The following is a 17675-nucleotide window of genomic DNA, read 5'->3' as shown; positions in this document are numbered from 1 at the left end:
TTCTCTGAAATAATCGTAACGTTACCATCTGAAAGTCGCCCAGCGATCATTCATCTTAGGCAGTAACAGCGCAAAAAGCTTTGCCCGTATGCTGTACTTCTTCATCTCTTCATTGAAGCTGTGTTCCTCCACAAATTCTATTCCCTCTGTAAGATCAGCGATCTCCTTTCCCGAATCAGTGCCGGACATGAAGTGCGCATTTGTATTTTTTACTGTATCGTGATGCTTTTCACTTTTCTGCATTGCCTTGCAGTTCTGCTCAGCGATCAGTATACCGCCGTCAGGAAAGTTGTTTTTCAGAACTTCAAGAAAAGTACGGATCTGATCGAGTGTCAGGTACATAAATAAGCCCTCAGCAATAAAAACAGGCTTGGATTCTCTGCCCACAAGCGCTTCCTGTACCGTTTTACACCAGTCGCTTTCCAGTGCATTTCCTGCAATCATCGTTACACGTTCACGTTCAGGAAAAGCCTTTCTTCTTGCAGCGATAGAATCGGGAAGGTCAAGATCAAACCACAGTATCTTGCCATTATCCATTCTTTCAAATCGGTTGTCAAAGCCTGCACCTACATTTACAATTACAGTATCAGGGGCTTTCCTGATTATTCCTTTCAGCTGACGGTCAAGCATAATTGTTCGTGCAATTACTCCTTCATGAGACATGAACTTATCATACGGAGTGGTATCAATATTCAGTGTCTTTATGATCTCCACTGCTTTCCTGTCTTTGACACGAGCGTTTTTTCTGAGTGTTTCATTTGCTTTTACAGCAAGAGGGATAAGTGCAGTAGTCTGCACATCGCCTAATCTTAATTCCATAATAATTACTCCTTTAATATTTATTCCATACCTTTCAGCACTTCGACCATGTCTATCTTCTTTATCCTGCGCGAGAACATAAAGCTGACAAGTACGGATACAGTCATTACAAATATTGCCGCAATTATATATGTTGTCGGTGCAATATAGCACGGCCAGTCAACTGCGTCGCCGTTGGAGTCCATCATTGCCTGCAATGGTACACGTCCGAGGGGGAGTCCCAATATGCAGCCGATAATGGACAGCCACAGGTTTTGTGTAGAGAGTAGTCGACGTATAGCGCTGCTCTTAAAGCCAAGAACTTTAAGAGTTGCAAATTCCTTTTCGCGCTCATTGAATGAAAGATTACCCGAATTGTAGAGAACTATGACTATCAGCAGAACCGAGAATACCACCATGAAATATACCAGCAGATTCATTATCTCCATCATCTTGTCAAAGGCAGCGATAAGGTCTTTCATACTGTGAACAGCGGAAACACAGTCGTTATCGGCAGTATTTTCACAGTTGTTCCTCGATACCAGCATTACAGGTCGGAAGTCCATTCCTACTGCCTCGTAATCCTCACGCAGCATGGTGATTCCCGTAATATTCGGGTGGCGCGATATAAGTCCTATTTTGCTCTCGTTCCATTCAGAACCTGTCGCTGTTTTCCAGTAAACCTTGTCTCCCTCTGAAAGTCCAAGTTTTTTTGCCTGTTTCATAGTCAGAGCAACAGTGCCTTTCCTTATGGGAGTTGTTCTGAGCTCTGTATCCGATACGCAGTAGAGCTGCTCTCCCTCGGTAACTGCCAGTTTACAGCTTATGATACCATCGGAAGTCGGGTGTTCCTTTGCAGCTATGGATATCGCTTCCATAGCTATAAGCTCACCGCCTGTCTCGATTTTTAACTCTTCAGCCTGTTCGGGAGTGCAGCTGTCATTGAGCAGCACCTGATACTCATAATTCTGGATATCATGGAAATACCAGTCACGGACATAATCTACTGTGTCATAGGCACCAAGTCCAAGCTCCATTATCATCATACCCATGCAGGTGCCGAAAACTCCCATAAACGCTCTCATTTTAGAACGTGATATATCGCGGAGATTATACCTTACATTGAAACTGAGCTTCTTCCAGAACGGCAGCTTCTCAAAAATGCAGGGCTTTGCAGTCTTGGCAGCCGCAGGTCTGAGAGCCTCCGACGGGTGTATCTTCAGTATCTGCTTGCAGCTAAGATAAGACGTTCCCGTACATATAAACACAAGAACCGCCGCAACTATGATACTCTTGTAGCTGAATCCGGGCTGCCAGTTCGGAAGAGTGTAGAACTGACTGAACATATTCACCATAAGTCTGCCGAATGTCAGTATACCGAGTATTATTCCAAGGATACAGCCAATCGTCGACAGTACAAAGCTGTAACTGAGATAATGAAACAGTATCTTTCGCTTTTTCATACCCAGAGCGTTGAGCGTACCTATCTGCGTCCTCTGCTGTGCTATCATTCGTTTCATGGTGGTAATGATAACCAGCAGTGCTATGGCTACAAACACGAATGAGAATATGTATGAAAAACTGTCATGCTGTGCCAGTTCATCCGAAAGCTGATACCAGCCGCGAATGCTGTTCCTGTCGGCAAAATATGCGTAATTATCACCAAGAGCATTTGCGATATCCTTTTCGTAGCTGAGTGCCTTACCATTGCAAGTGAATATCAGTTCGTTGCTGATACGCATTCCCTCTGGCAGGGCTTTCTGCGATAAATAAGCAAATCCTATGTTATGAAAGTCAGTATCAGTATCAGTCGAGGCGCAGGCAAATTCGTATTCGGGAGTAACGATAAGTCCCTTGACTTCTTTTCCAATGTCAAGTCCCATAACATGAACTGTGAATTTGTCACCGACTTTTATTCCCCATGTCTCGGCAAATCTGCTGAACAGCCACAAACCGTTCTCGTCGTCTGCATTGAAGTCAGCACCTTCAACTGTACGCGGGATCGTAACATCAGCACTGTTCTGAAAATAGCAGTACATTTCCGCAGTATTGTATTTTTCATCAGCTTTTCCGAGAACCTCGGTTCGTCGCTGCACGTCTTTGATACCGCTGATAGCTGCAATTTTCTTCGCCTGTTCCTCGTTGAAATCCGCACCGTATATCCAGCCATCAGCAAAGTTTGAACTGCTTTCAAAATCGTTTCTTGCTTTGTTGCCTCCGATGACATTTGCCTGAAATCCCGTATAGCACCACATTGCTATCAGAGACAGTATCATTATTGAAAAGAACTGTGCAAAGTTAGCCTTGATGTCACGAAGCATTTTCTTTCTGAGCATTGCTGTCACCTCACCAGTCGATATCGTTTACAGACAGCGGATTCTCATTGGTCTTTACAGACTTTATCTTACCGTTCCTCATGTGGATTATGCGGTTCGCACACTTTGCGATATCCGCATTATGGGTAACAAGAATGACGGTATTTCCATGCTCGGTAGAAAGCTTTTGCAGCAGGTCTATGACCAGCTTTCCCGTTTCCGAATCAAGTGCGCCCGTAGGCTCATCGCCGAGGATTATCTTCGGATCTTTGGCAAGAGCTCTTGCAATAGATACTCTCTGCTGCTGACCGCCTGACATCTGTGTCGGAAACTTATTCTTCTGGTCAGCAAGCCCCACGCGCTCAAGCATTTCATCCGCACTCAGCGCAGATTTCTTTATGTCCTTGACAAGTGCTACATTTTCGTAAGCGGTAAGTCCCGGCAGAAGATTATAGAACTGGAATATGAAACCGATAGTATCAGCACGGTATTCCGAAAGCTGTTTATCGCTATATGAAGATATATCCTTGCCGTCAACGATCACCTTGCCCTCCGTCGGTACGTCCATTCCACCCAGCATATTCAGCACAGTGGACTTTCCTGCGCCCGACTGTCCGAGTATGACTACAAATTCTCCTTTTTCTATGGTAAAGCTCACATGGTCAACCGCTATCTGCTTTCCCTCACCTTTACCATAAATTTTTACTACGTTCTCGAATTCAACTGTTTTCATATATATCCCTCCAATTTGTTAGCTTTTGCAAACTTAATATCAAAAAAATAAATCCTTCAATCTGTTATTTTCTTGCGATACTATCTCAGGATGCTTTTGAAAGAAAAAATCAAAAAGTGCTTTATATGACTCGTCGCACATACTATGCTCCATTTTACACGCATCGATTTTTGCATTTTCTTCTCCCACGCCCAGATATCTTAGCATATAAAAGAAAAAATAATACCTTCCTTTTATCTTTCTGGCAAGTTTCATTCCTTTTCTTGTCAGAATAATATGAGAACCGTTTATGCCTTCAATGTATCCTTCTTTCTCAAGTTCATGAACAGCTATACTGACCGTTGGCTTTGAAACGCCAAGTTCTCCGACTATATCAATACCTCTGGCACTGCCGCACGATTCCTGAATTTTGAGTATAGTTCTAAGATAATTCTCCGTTTTTTCCTTACCAAGCACTAAAACACCTTCTTTAATTGCATAATAATAGTTAGTACGTAATAACTTCATATTAAGATTATACCACTAAATATTTGTATTGTCAATATGAAGCATTAAATCTGAGAGAAAGTAAATATAATATTGACGAAATTATCGTTTTCTAATCTTGACATAAAACACTACTTCCTTATCTTCTCTCTGTATACCTCCAAATCTATCTCACCATTTTCAGCCTTATCTCTCAGTTCAAGAGCATAATCAGCCCATTCAGAGAATTCAGCCTGCGACATTTTCTTTTTCATGTATCGGGCGTAGTGCTGCTTGTAAGCCTTGCTGTAAATATTCCAGTAAGGATTTGTTTTAACCTTATCAGCGTATTTCTTTCTGTGTCCCATATCACGGCATATCCTGCCGTCCATCCCTTCTACTGGTCTTGTGCAGTAGTCAGAGAAAAGACCTGCTGTGAGAAGAAAATATTTTCCGCAGTAACCGCATTTCTTTGGAAGGTAATGTAGTTCCAGACCTTTGAACAATTCAATATATAGATAGCCTCCGAGTGTTGTGAAAGTATAGTGCTGACACAGCTCGAAGGCTTTTCTTTGCCTCAGAACCTTATAGGATAACTGCATATTCCCTGAAGACTCTAAGCGTTCATACGGATAGAGTCTGTTTTTAGGTATGTCGTTAAAGTTTGCAAGAACCTGTGCTGTTTCATTGTTGTCAAGATAACGGCTTTCACTGTGTATTTTCTCTAAGAATGGTTCAAAGGTACGCTTTACCCTGAGAATATCTTCTATGAAGGTACGCATTTCTGCTGCAAAGGCTTTTAACTGATCATTAAGTATGTAAATATCCCTGAGAAGTTCTGAATCTTCCATATCACCTGAGCCAATACGAACATAGAAATGATAATGCTCTTCTGTATCAATGTCATCAAACTCATCTTCATCAAACGCCCAGCTATGCTCATTGAGGATCGTCCGAAGCGTATCGCGCTGTATATCCATAGAGCTGTACGGAGGAGTATTAGCTATCATCTGCTCTATTTTATCATAGAAAGAGATCGCTCCCTGAAACAGCTCTTCACTTTCATCAGCTTCGCGCATATCCTCGGGATAGTGCAGTATAGCTTCATATCGCCTGCATTCCGAATAGAGCTTATCGAGCTCACGGTAACGCTTATCCAGTATCTTTTCAAGTATCTCGCCCAGTACATATTTCTTTTTTCCGTTTATGTATACGGTATTCCCGTTAAAATACGCTGAAAAAGCTGTCATAGCAATTCTCCTTTAGCAGTTGTTTTATTCATTGTATCACATCTACTATCTATAGTCAACTCAGAAGAATTACATCAAAAAAATAATTTCTGTCAGTTTTTGTTAGTAGGGACTTTTTTTAGACGCTGGATTTTACGATAGAAAAATAAAAATCAGCGTAATAAAGCCGTTTATGCTATATATTTTCTAAAATAGATGTTACATCTGAAAAAGTAGAGTATATACGAAAATAGATGTAAAATAGTTGTAAATAGAGTATGCATGTCACATCTATTGACTTTGCTGTTTTGGTTAGCTATAATGGGATTGCAACGTTGCAGAAGAAACCTGAAAACATAATAAATCACAGTGGGCTAACAAATGATAGTTCCTTTCGCCGTCTTGTAATACATACTGCTTAAAGCGTATGTCAGCAGCAATGCTGATCTTATTAAAAGGAGGTCATGAAAATGACTACACCAAAAAGAAAAGTGCTTACGATCAAAGAGGCGGCGAAGCTTATCGAGGGACTGACGGAATACCGTATCAGGCAGATGTGTATTTCGGGAGACCTGCCCTGTTTCAAGGCTGGCAAGAAGTACCTCATTTCCGAAGAAGCTCTTATGAAAGCTGTTTTCGGACACTATGAGCCGGAAGGCGGTGATGCTGCATGAATATATTTGAAAAGGTTCGTGAAAGTGTTACCATGAAGCAGGTGGCGGAACTGTATAGTATCGACACTCGCAGAGGAATGATAAACTGCATTTTCCATGACGACAAAACTCCGTCCATGAAGCTCTACGACGACCACTATTATTGCTTCGGCTGCGGAGCTCATGGTGATGCAGTAGCATTTGCGGCTCAGGTAACGGGACTGTCACAGTACGAAACTGCAAAGCAACTCTGTTCCGCATTCGGTATCGTACACAGCAGCAATGAACCATTCATAAAACCCGTGATACAGAGGGAGACCCAGCGTGAAAAGGAAGGAAAAGCTTTCCGCGTATTGTCTGATTATTATCATTTGCTGTGCAGATTCCGCGAAGAATATGCTCCGAGGTCACAGGGAGAAGAACCCAGTCCGCTGTTTGTAGAAAGTCTGAACAATCAGGACGAATATGAGAACTACTGCAATATTTTCATCAGCGGAACGCAGGAAGAGCGGAAAGATTTTATTGAGAACAGGAAGGAAGTGTTGGAACGTGCAGGAAAGAGAGTCAGAGAATATTATGGAAATAGTATCACAGGACGAAGCAGCGAATATGTCATTTCCAGATGAAGAACCGACAATAATAGACGTTGAGCCCGAAGCGCTCACTTCGGACGGTGACACTGAGAGCGAATATACTGCCATCGAAGAACAAAGTTACTCCGAATCATATTCAACTTCTGATACTTCTTTTGCCACAGATACAGCTCCCGTATGGCTTGATGACAAGAGCGTAAATGAGATAATCTTCTGTGAGGAATTCTTATCTGAACACAGGATAATCTGCATCAACAATCAGTTCATTGGCTTTGACGGAGTTATCGAGGATATCTATATCGAAAAGCTTATCTATGATAAGCTGAAACCGTATATCCAGAAAGGCGTCGCAGGCAAGGTAAAACAGTTGTGTCAGGCTCTGAAGCTGGACGCACATTCCGAAGAAATAGTTCCCGATATGAACGAGATACACCTTTTAAACGGTACGCTGAATGCTAAGACGGGCGAGTTCACTTACGAGAAAAAATTCTGTTTCGGACGTATCAATAACAGCTATAATCCTAATGCAGCTTCACCCGAGAAGTTCTTATCATTTTTGTCGGAGCTCCTTATCCCTGAGGATATTCTCACCTTGCAGGAATGGTTCGGCTACTTGCTGATACCGAGTACAAAGGCGCAGAAAATGCTGACCATAATAGGCAACGGCGGTGAGGGCAAGAGCCGTATCGGAGTTCTGCTGAAAAACATCTACGGACGTACAATGTCAACGGGAAATCTGTATACTCTTGAAACCAATCGCTTTGCCCGTGCAGCACTTGAGAACTCATATCTTTTCCTTGACGACGATATGATAATGGAAAAGCTTTCTGAGACAAATGTGCTGAAAACAATTATCACAAATGAGGGAAAAATGCTTATTGAGAAAAAAAGCATACAGCCATACTCAGCAAACATTTATGCAAAGTTGATGTCATTCGGAAACGGTTCACTGAAATCACTCACAGATAAGTCTGACGGTTTTTTTCGCAGGCAGATAATTATTACCACGAAGCCTAAACCAGAAAACAGAGTTGACGATCCTTTCCTCGTTGAGAAATTTATTTCCGAAAAAGAGGGAATATTGTTGTGGTCACTGGAGGGATTAAAAAGATTGAGGAATAATAATTTCAGCTTTACTATCAGTGAGAGGACAGCAGAAAATCTCAGGAACAGTATGAAGGACAGCAGCAACATTATCGGTTTTCTTGAGGACGAACAGTTCGTGAAGTTCGGAAAAGAACTGGAATGCTCCACAGCCGACTTGTACAGCGGTTATTGTCACTGGTGCGCTATTAACAGTACCGATCCTATGAAAAAGGAAATGTTCAACTTCTGGCTTAAGCAGAATCACAACAAGTACAATATCGAATACGGTAACAATATTCAGAGTCACGGAAACGCGAAGAAAGCCAGAGGATATCGCGGACTGGATACCACCTACAGAAATAATCTCAGCTGAATTTAAAAAATGATGTATTTGGTGTATTCGGTGTATTCATATACGGTGTTAAGCCATTTTCAAGCTGTTTTTTAATACATCAAAATACACCGCGAATACACCTTGAATACACCGACGCTGTATCAGATGTATTTTGAAACGTCGTAATACAGGCAAATAGACACCAAATACATCAAATACACCGATTTTGAAATCCATTTCAGTTTTTCAGAAGGAGAATAATTCTTCAGAAGCCGTGCTCTTGTGATGTAACAAAAATGATATTTTTCATTGAAAAAGTATTCTAAGCTTTTCAGAAATTTCCGAAAAAGTTATCAGGCACTGAAGTGCATTTTGGAAGGGAGCAAGCATAGCCTTTGTAAAGACACTTCGGCGGTTTCTGAAGAAACTGTACTTGCTCCTTTGGCGGGGAGCAAGCAACGCCTGTGTCATTACACTTTCGATTTTTCAAGAAAAATCTCATTAAAGGCAGCAGACATTACTGGGAGATTCCCAGACCCTTTTATCTGAAGTTTAAAAACATTTTTGTGAGGAGGCAGATATGGCAAACCGTGTAAGGAAGCACATGATAAATTTCTATGTTGATGACGATGAACTTGCAGCTATCAGGCTGAAAATGAGTAAAATGAATATGACCAATCAATCACTGTATATGAGAAAAATGGCTCTTGAAGGCAGGATAATCAGAGTGGACTATTCTGTTTTTAATGATATTGCAAGTTCCATTTCAGGTGTATCAAGAAATATCAATCAGATAGCAAAGCGTATCAATGCTACTGATAACATTTATGCAGAAGATATGCAGCAGATAGAACAGACTCAGGAGAATATCTGGAAGTTATTGAAAAAGATACTTTCTAAGCTTCTATAAGCTAAAGCAACATTGTTAAATGAAAAATATTATAAAAACATCTTGACAGTTTCATGCGATAATGTTATGCTTTAAAGCGATAAACCGAGAGTTAAAACCTATCATTTATGTAAGGAGGCTAATATGGCTAATATCACAGCTAGAAAAAACAAAAATGGTGAGATAACAAGTTATCGTATCCGTGTATTTACAGGCAGGGATATTGATGGTAAGCAGAAAATGAAAACTTTGTCCTGGACTCCTCCTGAAGGAATGACACAGTTTCAAATCAATAAAGAAATAAAAGCTATTGCAGCAGATTTTGAAAAGAAATGCAATAACGAAACTTCAATTGACGATAATATAACTTTTAAAGAACTTACTGATATATGGATAAAAGATTATGCAGAAACGAATTTGAAAAAGACCACTTTTTTAAGCTATAAACAGCAGCTTATATATGTTAATAAGGAAATCGGGCATTTGAAGATCAATAAGATTAATCCAATAACACTTTCATCACTGTATGCTAAAATGTTGAAGAAAAAAGTTACCGTTAATATGACTTGTTCGCCTGTTATAGATTTCCAGAATTATATTTATACCTATAACCGTGATAAAGGCAGAAAAACCGTAACAGATAATTCTTCTCTTATGACACAGAGTGAACTTTCCAGAAAATCAGGAGTTTCACTTGCGACCATAAAATCAATCTTAAAAGGTAACAACATCACAATTGAATGTGCTAAAAAAATATGTGATGCTCTGAAACTGAATTATAAGAAGTCTTTTTCAGAGACCGAGAAGAAAACGATGGAGGCAAGTACAGTCAAGCGATATCATGCCATGATATCTTCAATAATGTCCTTTGCCGTATATCAGGGAGTTATAGAGAGCAATCCCTGTTCCCGTGTACGTCCACCAAAAGTTGAGAAGAAGGAGGCTGAGTATCTTGAGGAAGATGAAATGGTAAACCTGATGGATGCTCTTGATAAATATGCTCCGGAGCATTACAAGACACTTATACCTTTTCTTCTGTTTACGGGACTCAGACGAGGAGAGATGAGCGGTCTTGAGTGGAGAGATATCGATTTTGATAATAACATAGTCCATATCAGAAGAAACGTCATTTATATGAAAGAGACAGGAATATATGAAGATACCCCTAAGAACAAGTATTCCAACAGAAAGATAAAGGTTTCTGATTATGTAATGCAGATGTTAATGAAATACCGTGAATGGCAAGACTATCAGCGTGAGAACGTAGGCAGTAAATGGATAGAATCAGGAAAGGTGTTCACAGGTGTAACAGGAAAACCGCTGCATCCGTCTACTCCAAGCAAATGGTTTCGTTCCTTCAATCTTAAATATGGACTGAAACCGATACACCTTCACACACTCAGACACACATCAGCCACAATGATGATTATGAACGGCATACCGCTGAATGAAATATCAAAGCGACTCGGACATAACTGTGCAAGCACAACAAGCAATATCTATTGTCATGTTATTGAAGAGGCGGATCAAAAGGCGGCAGAAGCACTTGACAATGCTATCCTGTCAAAACTGAAAAGGGCATAATGTACAATCAAAATCATAGAACGGCTTGTAATCATATAGGTTACAAGCTGTTTTTTTAATAAGCATTTGCGATTAAATGTACAGCACTTCTTTTTAAAAATATCGCAGCCAACAATTAGTTGACCAAAAGTTGACCACGCTCATTCTAAAAAGATAAACGCGAACTAATGTTTTCTTAGAAAATACTGTGATTTTTGTTGACCAAATCTATTGTGGTCAACAGAAAAATGCGAAAAAAATAACTACGCAGCCATTAAACTGCGTAGTTATGCGATTTTTAAGAGCTTGTGACGGGATTCGAACCTGCGACCTGCGCATTACGAATGCGCTGCACTACCAGCTGTGCTACACAAGCAAATATTAAATTTTAGGGATAAGACTTGTCCATTACGAATGAGCTGCACTACCAACTGTGCTACACAAGCATTATTAAATTTTTAAATTTGTAAGGGTGCTGCACGGTTGTCGCTTTATTTTCAGTCCGAGACCTGCTCATATCCGGTCAGAAATAAGTCGCACTGCTTCGCTTTCGCTCTCATTGCTCCATATTTCTTCCCTTCGCGAACTCCCTTCATCTGCCACTGGCAGCGGTCGTCTGCTCAGCAAATTCGCTGCACGGGGAGCTGTGCTACACAAGCATATTAAATTTTTGAATTTGTAAGGTGCTGCACGGCTGTCGCTTTATTTTCAGTCCGAGACCTGCTCATATCCGGTCAGAAATAAGTCGCACTGCTTCGCTTTCGCTCTCATTGCTCCATATTTCTTCCCTTCGCAAACTCCCTTCATCTGCCACCGGCAGCGGTCGTCTGCTCAGCAAATTCGCTGCACTACCAACTGTGCTAAATTTTAGGGTTAAGACTTACTAATTGTCGGTCAGAAATAAGTCGTTCTGTTCGCATACGCTTCCATTACTTCATATTTCTTTCGCAAACTATGCTCACCCAATATGCATTCGCAACATTAATATTATACACTAAAGCCTGTGAAAAGTCAAGTACTTCTCCCTTATTTACAGCAGGCAGAAAAAAGGACTTCCTATCGGAAGTCCTTTTGTATAATGCTTATTTTGCGGCTTCGATGTATTTATTTTCGCTGTCCCACTTAAAGTTTCCTGTATCTACAAGAAGCTGTAAATTATCCTTAGTGATAACATAAGGAACCAGCAGATAAGACTGTATATATTTTACGCCGTTATTGTAGGACTCGCTATCGTAATTTACCTTGACATCGCCGAAGCTTTCTGTCAGCTTAGCTGTAGGGATACCGCCGTCAAGGAGCATTTTACACACGCCGAAAGCAACAGCAGCCTCATCGTTAACATTCTTATAAACTGTCATTGACTGCTTTCCGTCGACGATATTTTTAAGATTAGCGATATCGCCGTCCTGACCTGTGATTATAGGAGTATTACCGCCCTTATAATCGGAAGCTAAAGCGTTTGCAACTCCGAGGGCAGTTGAATCGTTAGCGCAGAGAACTATATCCAGACTCTTATCGTCATTATAATATGATGCAAGAGTCTCCTTCATATTCTTTTCTGCATTTTCTGTAGTCCAGCCAATGGTAGCGACCTGCTCAAAGGCATTTTTGCCTGAGAGTATATGCAGGGTTCCGTTGTCCACATAAGGCTTTAGAACATCATACGCGCCGTTAAAGAAGTAACGTGCGTTATTATCGCCTTCATCGCCTGCAACGAACTCGATATTATACTCAGTTGTCGTGCTTATCAGGTGAAGCTGATCTCTTACGTATTCGCCCTGAAGCTTTCCTACAGTAAGGTTATCAAATGAAATATAGTATGTAAGAGCGCCGGTGTTCATGATAAGGCGGTCATAAGCGACTACAGGAATATTCTTTTCCTTTGCGCCTGCGAGAGTATCAGAAAGGGTACTTCCGTCAACTGCGGCGATAAGGAGCAGATCAACACCGTCGCTGAGCATACCGCTGATATCCTCATTCTGCTTGTCGGCGTTGTTCTCCGAGAACCTGAGGTCAACCTTATATCCTGCCTTTTCAAACTGAGACTTCAGTGATTCGCCGTCGCTGTTCCAGCGCTCAAGCTCCTTGGTAGGCATTGCAATGCCGATAGTCTTTTTTGTGTCACTGTTTGTCGTCTGAGAATCGGTTTTCTTTTCACCGCATGAAGCCACTGAGCATCCGATAGCCAGTGCAGCCGCAGCAGCTAATAATTTTTTCATAGAGAAATCCTCCTTAAATTTTAATACCCCTAAAAATCATTTTCACTATGCCTTCTTATATTATATTTTACTATATAAAACACAATATGTCAAGGTTGGGGCTGATGATTTGTGTAAAACATTCAAAACCTTTGCTCCTGACTGAGCAAAAACACTGATATATGTTCAAACAGTTATATTTTACCTTGAAGCACCTATATAGATATGCATATGAACGCCCCACCGTTTATATTCGAAGCTTATCGGCGAAGCCGTGACATATGAGGCATCAAAACGCATTTTTCGCCTTGACAAAGCACCAAACTCATGATATACTAAAAAAAATATTAAAAACTGAGGAATCATCATGCTGAATCAATTATTAAATAAGATCGAGCGCAAATGCCGAAAATTCGCTATCTCCAACCTCATGCTCTATATAGTTCTTGCAATGTCTGTTGTGTGGATAGCAAGCATTATACTCGCAACCAATCCCAACAACAACGTAAATCTGCTGGAGCTGATCTCGTTCAACCGTTACAAGATACTTCAAGGAGAGGTATGGCGAGTCTTGTCATTCGTGTTCATGCCGCCTTCGACGCTGTTCATACTTATCCCGATCATACTGTATTTTTACTGGTTCATGGGTTCATCGCTGGAATACAAATGGGGCGCTTTCAAGTTCAATATATTCTACTTTACAGGCGTTATCGGCTGTATCGCCGCAGGCTTCATAATGGGCTACGCTACCAGCTATTACCTTAATCTGAGTCTGTTCCTTGCATTTGCTATACTGTTCCCAAACGAACAGCTTCTGGCGTTCTTTGTTATACCGATAAAGGCAAAATGGCTGGCACTCGTTGACGGTATCATACTGCTGTACGATTTTATCAAGGGCGACAACTTAACGAGAATATTCATTATACTCTCAATAATAAATATCATAATATTCTTCGGCAAGGACTTCTTCTCCATGATATATTATTGGATAAGACGCTTTAAGTACAGACATATCAAGAAAATAAAGTAAGAAAAAAGCTCCCGACGGGAGCTTTTTTTGATACATAATACGAAATCACAGCGTAAATCAGGGCTATTTTACACTAAAAATCACGCACTCTCAGATAAAGTTTGTGAATAATTCGACTTGAATATTTTGAAAAAAACGTGTATCATATATCTTGTATTCGTATAAACAAGCTTTTTTACCTAAAGAAAGAGGGAACATTATGAAAAAAAGAATTATAATGTGCATCATAGCTTCTGCAATGATATGCGGCAGTCTTGCTTCATGCGGCAAAAGCGTCGGCACAGGCAGCAGCAGCTCAAATGCACAGCCTGCAACTACCGCTGCACCTACAGAGGAAGCAACAGCGGCTGCGAGCGAGGAGAGCACAGAGGCACAGGCTGACACAACAGCTCCTGCAAGTCAGGCAGCAACATCAGCTGTTTCAGGCGAGCTTATCGCAGAGGCAGCAAGGGTTCTCAACAACCTTAATTCAATTGATTATATCTGCGGCGGTTCAAGCGTAGAGGTAGACGAGAGCACAGTTCTCAACGTTGATAACAAGTACCCATACACAAAGGTAACAGACTCACGTTTCAGCTCCGTTGAAGATGTGAAGAAATACGTTACAGACGCAGTATGCGGAAGTCTCCTTGAATCAAGATATAAATGTATTTATGAGGGCGAGCCTGCAATGTTCACAGACAGCGAGGGCTCACTGTGGTTCTTGCAGGGCGCAAGAGGCTGCGGCTTCTCATTCAACAGCGATCCTGTGATCTCAGACGTTACAGATGATTCATTCACTATAACAGCTAACTTCGACGATTACGGATCAGATTCCACAATGGTTGTAAAGGCTGTCAAGGAGAACGGTCTCTGGAAAGCAAGTTCATTCAGCATCAACGGCGAAGCAGAAAACAGAAGATAATTCAAAGGCGGTGGTAAAGAAATTTATCACCGCTTTTTTCTTAGCTCTGCCGCTATATGGTTTATACATTATTTTTTTCGTCATTAACAAAAAACTATTGATTTTTCGGTACTTATATTGTATTATAAAAGAAAGAAATGAATAAATACGGAACGGGAATACATCAAGAAAAGGAGCTGATACTATGAAAAATAAAATTATAGCCTTGGCGCTGGCGGCTATATGCTTCGGAAGCGCGGCTGCACCCAATGTTATGCCCGCACAAGTTATCGCCGCTGACAGCGATACATCGCAGACAGTAAAGAATATGACTCTCGACGACGTACAGGAGCTCTCAAAAAAGGGCAAGAAGCTGGACTGGTCCGACTTTTCGGGCTTTAACGTAAAATGGCGCAGTACCATTGCCTATTCCAGATTCGCAAAAATAGAGCTGGGCAATGATCTCTTCCTTGTGGTAGGCGGCGAGCCGAATTACCGTCCCGAGGTAGTATGGCTTTGCTACAAAGACACCGAGACATACGTCGATGTGAAAACAGGCGATGTCAGTGCATTCATAAGCAAATACGCAAAAACAGACACTGTTACCACAACCACAGCCGCAAAAACGACAACGACAACAGCTAAAACAACTACCACAACTGCAAAAGCGACAACTACAACAGCCAAAACTACTACAACTGTTCCAACAACAACTACCGATTCAACGATCAAGGATCTTGGTGTGTTGGAGGAAGGCAAAATAATGACGCTTGATGATGTATGGGAGATATGTCTCAGAAATCGCCTTGAGCTTTCATGGGCAGATTTCAAAGATTTCAAGGGAGAGCGTCTGCCTGACAATAACGGAAATCAGCAATATAAATTCGTCATAGATGATACCTATTCTCTCCTTCTTACAGGTAATCCGCCTAAAAGTCCAATAGACATCTTCATGGTTTATAAAGACCAAAATGGCGTCGATGTCCGTATAGATGATGTTGTTTCATTTTTACTTGAAACAGCAACTGTTAAGGTGACGGCAACGGTTATGGAAATAAACGAAAATACTGTTATTGTAAAGCCGGTTGAAGGATCGGAAGAACTTAAAAGTTATGATAGGTTCAATTTGTCATTAAGATATCTTGGCGATATAAAACCAACTCAAGGCATGAAGCTTGAAATCACATACATAGGCGGTATACTTGAGACTAATCCTCCACAGTTTGTCTATGTACATAATGTAACTGTAGTCTCGGACGTGCCAGAAGTATTAAAGGGCGACGCAAACTGCGACGGTCAGGTTGATATGGCAGACGTTGTTCTCATTATGCAGGCTATGGCAAATCCTAATAAATATGGCATAGACGGTACAGCAGAGCATCATCTTACCGAGCAAGGCAAGATAAACAGTGATATGGACGGAAACGGACTTACTGTCGGTGATGCACTGGCTATACAGAGGAAGCTTCTCGGTATCGAAGAATGCGAAAAGCTGACTATCAAGCTCAATACTCTTATCCCGCAAAACGGCTCGGAATATGTTGAAATGAAAGCCGACGAGACTATGGTGAGCAGCTACGATCAGGCAAGCAGCTCCCTTAACGGAATGGGCGTGTGGTTCAAGTTTGAGTCGCCAAAATATCCTGTTACTGTCAGCACTGAAAACGGCAAATTCAGAATATTCAACTATAAAGGCGGCGGTTTAGGCTCTGTCGACGAGGTGGGCAAGTCCTACACTGTAGGCAGAAGCGGCGAGGTATGCTTTGCTCCCGAGAACGGAAAACTCTCCGACGACTATAAAGCCGAGGTAAAGGTAACAGGCGAGGAAAACGGCAAGACCGCAGACCTCGGAACTCTCGTCATCACCAAGACCGACAAAAATACCAAGGGAGTTTTATCGGTCACATTCAAAAAGGCTGGCAGCGCTTCACTGGCAGGAAAGAAGTTTTATTATGAAAAAGAAGGCTTCGGCGGCTACTGCAATATCGAATTCAATGAAGACGGTACATTTTTATATTCTCCGGGAGTTCTGAGCAGCTATCTCGGCGGAGGAACATGGAAAATATCGGGAGATACTGTTATCCTTACCGAGAAAAACGAGGGCGAAGGAAAAACTATCACCAACCGCTTTAAAATCGCAGGAAATGACATTGTCTATATAGCAGACGGCTCTGACGGCTTGCGATATATGGAAGTCAAGGACGGCGAGAAATTCAGCATAACGGCAGCTGACACATCAGATCTTGAAATAATAAGACAGCAGCTATCTGACTTCTTTACCGCCGAAAAGATAGACTATTCGGTTATCCCAAGAGACAAAATGCCCGAGCAGTTTGCGGATAAGTATGTATTTATACAGGTAAATACCGCTGATACAAGCTATGCTGCACGTTATGGTGCGTTTTTGAAGTCTTCCGACATCGACAGCAGCCTTATAAAGTCTATCCCCTACAAAATAGACAGCGACACAGAGCTCAACAAGATAAGAGCCCTGCTGTACTGCTATATTCTCGAAAACAATATCAATGCAAGCATTGATCCTACAGATGAAGAAGCAGACTTAAAAAACAAGACTGTTCTTGTAAAGTACGCTGATTCTGAAAAAACTCGCACACAGCTGGAAAACTTCCTTAAAGAAAAGAATATCGACCTTAAATTAGTCGAATTTTTTGCAGTTGAATAATAATCGCAAAAAGCTCCGCAAACGCGGAGCTTTTTTGTAGGGGCTGATGCCCACATCAGCCCGTCATATTGATTCGCAACTCACGGGGCGATGTGGGTGACTCCCTGTAGTACAGGGAGATGTCCGCAGGACAGAGGGTACGGGTGCCTGTTAGGCATCGCCCCTACAGGTTAACGGTTAACGGCTAAAAAAGGACTTCCCTGCGGAAGTCCTTTTTTCAATA

At 41.5% G+C, this 17675-nt stretch carries 14 protein-coding genes and 1 tRNA gene; 8 read left to right on the top strand and 7 right to left on the bottom strand.

Annotated features, from left to right (window positions below):
• Positions 1-21: 21 nt before the first annotated feature.
• The 5 genes from BT105_RS05525 to BT105_RS05505 form a co-directional block, all read right to left on the bottom strand.
• Entirely contained in the window at positions 22-819 is a 798-nt protein-coding gene (locus BT105_RS05525) for a class I SAM-dependent methyltransferase (protein WP_072299810.1), read from the bottom strand.
• A 20-nt stretch (positions 820-839) separates the two neighbouring features.
• Positions 840-3134, bottom strand: a complete 2295-nt coding sequence (locus BT105_RS05520) for an ABC transporter permease (protein WP_072299809.1) — start codon at positions 3132-3134, stop codon at positions 840-842.
• A gap of 10 nt (positions 3135-3144) precedes the next feature.
• Positions 3145-3846, bottom strand: coding sequence for an ABC transporter ATP-binding protein (locus BT105_RS05515; protein ID WP_072299808.1), 702 nt, complete (start codon positions 3844-3846; stop codon positions 3145-3147).
• A 39-nt stretch (positions 3847-3885) separates the two neighbouring features.
• The gene (locus BT105_RS05510) at positions 3886-4353 is read right to left on the bottom strand and encodes a metal-dependent transcriptional regulator (protein ID WP_072299807.1); all 468 of its coding nucleotides are present in this window, start codon (positions 4351-4353) and stop codon (positions 3886-3888) included.
• A gap of 110 nt (positions 4354-4463) precedes the next feature.
• Complete coding sequence (locus BT105_RS05505; protein ID WP_072299806.1) at positions 4464-5561, bottom strand: DUF6076 domain-containing protein; 1098 nt, start codon at positions 5559-5561, stop codon at positions 4464-4466.
• 449 nt (positions 5562-6010) lie between these two features.
• Here BT105_RS05505 and BT105_RS05500 point away from each other — a divergent pair, with 449 nt between their 5' ends.
• From BT105_RS05500 to BT105_RS05480, 5 genes are all read left to right on the top strand, one after another.
• Positions 6011-6214 (top strand): helix-turn-helix domain-containing protein, encoded by a 204-nt coding sequence (locus BT105_RS05500; protein ID WP_242940092.1) that lies wholly within the window; start codon positions 6011-6013, stop codon positions 6212-6214.
• Complete coding sequence (locus BT105_RS05495; RefSeq protein ID WP_072299804.1) at positions 6211-6819, top strand: CHC2 zinc finger domain-containing protein; 609 nt, start codon at positions 6211-6213, stop codon at positions 6817-6819. Before BT105_RS05500 ends, BT105_RS05495 begins: the two co-directional genes overlap by 4 nt.
• The gene (locus tag BT105_RS05490; RefSeq protein WP_177243936.1) at positions 6770-8245 is read left to right on the top strand and encodes a DNA primase family protein; all 1476 of its coding nucleotides are present in this window, start codon (positions 6770-6772) and stop codon (positions 8243-8245) included. Before BT105_RS05495 ends, BT105_RS05490 begins: the two co-directional genes overlap by 50 nt.
• 541 nt (positions 8246-8786) lie before the next feature.
• Positions 8787-9116, top strand: a complete 330-nt coding sequence (locus BT105_RS05485; protein WP_072299803.1) for a plasmid mobilization protein — start codon at positions 8787-8789, stop codon at positions 9114-9116.
• Between the two features lie 123 nt (positions 9117-9239).
• On the top strand, positions 9240-10679 hold the full coding sequence (locus BT105_RS05480) for a tyrosine-type recombinase/integrase (RefSeq protein ID WP_072299802.1): 1440 nt from the start codon (positions 9240-9242) through the stop codon (positions 10677-10679).
• A gap of 282 nt (positions 10680-10961) precedes the next feature.
• Here BT105_RS05480 and BT105_RS05475 read toward each other — a convergent pair.
• Positions 10962-11034, bottom strand: a tRNA-Thr gene (locus BT105_RS05475).
• A gap of 706 nt (positions 11035-11740) precedes the next feature.
• Positions 11741-12877: a substrate-binding domain-containing protein gene (locus BT105_RS05470; protein WP_072299801.1), complete on the bottom strand. Its 1137-nt coding sequence runs from the start codon at positions 12875-12877 to the stop codon at positions 11741-11743.
• 346 nt (positions 12878-13223) lie between these two features.
• On the opposite strand from BT105_RS05470, the gene BT105_RS05465 reads away from it, so the two are divergent.
• The 3 genes from BT105_RS05465 to BT105_RS14985 all read left to right on the top strand — a co-directional run bounded on the left by BT105_RS05465 (position 13224) and on the right by BT105_RS14985 (position 17452).
• Positions 13224-13886: a hypothetical protein gene (locus BT105_RS05465; RefSeq protein ID WP_072299800.1), complete on the top strand. Its 663-nt coding sequence runs from the start codon at positions 13224-13226 to the stop codon at positions 13884-13886.
• Positions 13887-14085: 199 nt separating this feature from the next.
• The gene (locus BT105_RS05460; protein ID WP_072299799.1) at positions 14086-14790 is read left to right on the top strand and encodes a hypothetical protein; all 705 of its coding nucleotides are present in this window, start codon (positions 14086-14088) and stop codon (positions 14788-14790) included.
• Positions 14791-14974: 184 nt separating this feature from the next.
• The gene (locus tag BT105_RS14985; RefSeq protein ID WP_072299798.1) at positions 14975-17452 is read left to right on the top strand and encodes a dockerin type I repeat-containing protein; all 2478 of its coding nucleotides are present in this window, start codon (positions 14975-14977) and stop codon (positions 17450-17452) included.
• Positions 17453-17675 lie beyond the last annotated feature (223 nt).

It is taken from the genome of Ruminococcus flavefaciens (assembly GCF_900119075.1).
Lineage (GTDB): Bacteria > Bacillota > Clostridia > Oscillospirales > Ruminococcaceae > Ruminococcus > Ruminococcus flavefaciens_Q.
The sequence above is the reverse complement of the archived record's forward strand: the minus strand, read 5'-3'. Positions and strand labels throughout refer to the sequence as shown.

What these genes read in the sequence shown, in the direction of transcription:
- BT105_RS05505 (WP_072299806.1), bottom strand. Translation starts at nt 5,561, where the DNA reads ATGACAGCTTTTTCAGCGTATTTTAACGGGAATACCGTATACATAAAC.
- BT105_RS05495 (WP_072299804.1), top strand. Translation starts at nt 6,211, where the DNA reads ATGAATATATTTGAAAAGGTTCGTGAAAGTGTTACCATGAAGCAGGTG.
- BT105_RS05470 (WP_072299801.1), bottom strand. Translation starts at nt 12,877, where the DNA reads ATGAAAAAATTATTAGCTGCTGCGGCTGCACTGGCTATCGGATGCTCA.
- BT105_RS05500 (WP_242940092.1), top strand. Translation starts at nt 6,011, where the DNA reads ATGACTACACCAAAAAGAAAAGTGCTTACGATCAAAGAGGCGGCGAAG.
- BT105_RS05485 (WP_072299803.1), top strand. Translation starts at nt 8,787, where the DNA reads ATGGCAAACCGTGTAAGGAAGCACATGATAAATTTCTATGTTGATGAC.
- BT105_RS05460 (WP_072299799.1), top strand. Translation starts at nt 14,086, where the DNA reads ATGAAAAAAAGAATTATAATGTGCATCATAGCTTCTGCAATGATATGC.
- BT105_RS05520 (WP_072299809.1), bottom strand. Translation starts at nt 3,134, where the DNA reads ATGCTCAGAAAGAAAATGCTTCGTGACATCAAGGCTAACTTTGCACAG.
- BT105_RS05510 (WP_072299807.1), bottom strand. Translation starts at nt 4,353, where the DNA reads ATGAAGTTATTACGTACTAACTATTATTATGCAATTAAAGAAGGTGTT.
- BT105_RS05480 (WP_072299802.1), top strand. Translation starts at nt 9,240, where the DNA reads ATGGCTAATATCACAGCTAGAAAAAACAAAAATGGTGAGATAACAAGT.
- BT105_RS14985 (WP_072299798.1), top strand. Translation starts at nt 14,975, where the DNA reads ATGAAAAATAAAATTATAGCCTTGGCGCTGGCGGCTATATGCTTCGGA.
- BT105_RS05515 (WP_072299808.1), bottom strand. Translation starts at nt 3,846, where the DNA reads ATGAAAACAGTTGAATTCGAGAACGTAGTAAAAATTTATGGTAAAGGT.
- BT105_RS05525 (WP_072299810.1), bottom strand. Translation starts at nt 819, where the DNA reads ATGGAATTAAGATTAGGCGATGTGCAGACTACTGCACTTATCCCTCTT.
- BT105_RS05465 (WP_072299800.1), top strand. Translation starts at nt 13,224, where the DNA reads ATGCTGAATCAATTATTAAATAAGATCGAGCGCAAATGCCGAAAATTC.
- BT105_RS05490 (WP_177243936.1), top strand. Translation starts at nt 6,770, where the DNA reads ATGGAAATAGTATCACAGGACGAAGCAGCGAATATGTCATTTCCAGAT.